The organism is Tenuifilum sp. (assembly GCF_037481895.1).
Lineage (GTDB): Bacteria > Bacteroidota > Bacteroidia > Bacteroidales > Tenuifilaceae > Tenuifilum > Tenuifilum osseticum.
Map to the genome: position 1 here is coordinate 1 of NZ_JBBFKU010000080.1, position 1,977 is coordinate 1,977.

The 1,977-nt window shown below is 39.4% G+C and carries 2 protein-coding genes; one reads left to right on the plus strand and one right to left on the minus strand.

The genetic code is table 11. The features are described from left to right. On the minus strand, positions 1–776 hold a 776-nt coding region (locus WHS63_RS13180), incomplete at its 3' end, for a class I SAM-dependent RNA methyltransferase (protein WP_445205519.1). Between the two features lie 65 nt (positions 777–841). On the opposite strand from WHS63_RS13180, the gene WHS63_RS13185 reads away from it, so the two are divergent. After that, the gene (locus tag WHS63_RS13185) at positions 842–1,825 is read left to right on the plus strand and encodes a metal-dependent hydrolase (protein WP_445205520.1); all 984 of its coding nucleotides are present in this window, start codon (positions 842–844) and stop codon (positions 1,823–1,825) included. The last annotated feature ends 152 nt before the right edge of the window (positions 1,826–1,977 follow it).

Consider the following 1,977-nt stretch of genomic DNA (forward strand, 5'->3'; position numbering starts at 1 on the left):
TTTTCAACGTACATCAGCGAGGTTATTTGAGGGAAACTGATACGCATGTACTCCAGTAATTCCTGAACCTCATTATTATATCGGGTTACCGAAAGAATTGCCATTACCTCACCAGTGCTTGCTGTGCGAATAATCAGATTCCTCAGTAACCCTTGCTTGGTGTAAAGGTTAAGGAAAGGAATTCCATGCTCGATAGCATAATTCCTAACGGCTAGCCTGATTGAGTTGGATGGTTCGGGTTGAAGGTAACAGTTGCTTACATCAAAAACCTTGTCGAACCTACCAGGAATATGGTATCCCAGTGCAGGAACCTTTTCTATCTCGCCAGCCTGCTCAATTTCCTCGCGAGTTAGCCAACGGCTATCGGAAAAGGTGAATTCCAGCTTATTACGGTAGTGGGTAATATTTTTTGATCCAATTATTGGCAATATCGCTGGTAATTCAAGTTTCCCAATGCGTTTTAGCTGGTCGGTTACCTGTTTCTGCTTAAATTTTAGCTGTTCCTCATAGGGTAGGTTTTGCCATTTACAACCACCGCAAAGGCCAAAATGAGAACAAAAGGGTTCAATACGGTTAGGTGAATACTTGTGCCACTTAACCACGTGCCCTTCCATGAAGTTTTTTCGGTTGTTGGTAACCTGTATGTCAACCACATCGCCGGGTACGGCAAAAGGCACAAAAACAACTTTGTTATCGGCTTTTCCAATGGCTTTCCCTTCGGCAGCAATATCCTCAATCAGGATTTGCTCAAGCAGAGGCTTACTTCTTCGTCCCACGATTATTTTAAGTAAATTTGAACTTTATGAAGCATCGTATTGTTTTGCAAAGGTAGCTAAATTGTATGGATTCGTTAACACACGCACTAACCGGTGCCATTATTGGCCATGCTTTAGGTAACAGTAAGATGGGAACTAAAGCAATGGTGATTGGTGCTATTGCCGCAAACATCCCCGATTTTGATGCTGCTTTTACCCCTTTCTTTGATCCCGTGGAGGCTATGTTCATCCATAGAGGTTTTAGCCATTCGCTTCTGCTAATGTTTATAGGTTCAGCTTTTCTGGGATATCTTTTAAGTAGGTACTACAAAAGCCGACATCCATTTGGTTTTTGGTGGCTTCTGGTATTGATACCATGGCTTTCGCATCTACTTATGGATATTTTTAACACATACGGAACCGGTATCCTTGAACCCTTTAGTAGTGTAAGAATATCGTTCGATACCATGGCAATAATCGATATTAATTTGTTGGTTATACTTGTGCTTACCCTTGCTGCACTCCTTTTCTTAAGGGAAAAATCTCGCTTTCAAAAAAGGTTTATAGCACTTTTGGGGCTATCAGTGGGTTTGCTTTACTTTTTATTGAATGTTTACATTAAATTATCGCTTGAAAGGGAAGTTAGGGATAGGTTAGAAGCAGCTGGAGTTGATTTTACCCGGATTCATTCAACACCATTACCGCTTACAAACCTGGTTTGGATGGTTGTGGTTGAGGATTCGTCGGGTTACCGGGTGTCGCAGGTAAATATCATTAAGAAACAGATAGTGAGCCATACCCTATTATTAAAAGGTATGGAAAATAATATTACTACTTGTTCTTTGGAACGAATAAAAGAGTTTACAAAAAACTACTTTACCATTGATTACTCCCATCAAGGTTACTTTTATGTAAACGATTTACGATTTTCAAGCCTGGAAAGTAGCTATCCTGCAGCCTATGTATTACGTTTTAAGATTGACGAGAAAAATTGTAGGGTAGAGCGCATCCATCCCAGAAGAGGGATAAATCCAACGAATATTAGCAAGTTAGTGCGGAAGATTTTCTAAAGCCAAATGGGTAAAGGATAAAGGTTAAAAATTTAAAATTTCAGATTTCATATTTCAGATTTCATATTTCAGATTTCTGTATTGACCCCCTTTAAACTGGACTAATTTCCAAAGGGTTTAGAACTGAAGAATCAAAAATACTATTTTTGTTT

Bases quoted from the DNA above. Each gene is read 5' to 3' on its own strand.
- WHS63_RS13185 (WP_445205520.1), top strand. From the start codon at position 842: ATGGATTCGTTAACACACGCACTAACCGGTGCCATTATTGGCCATGCT.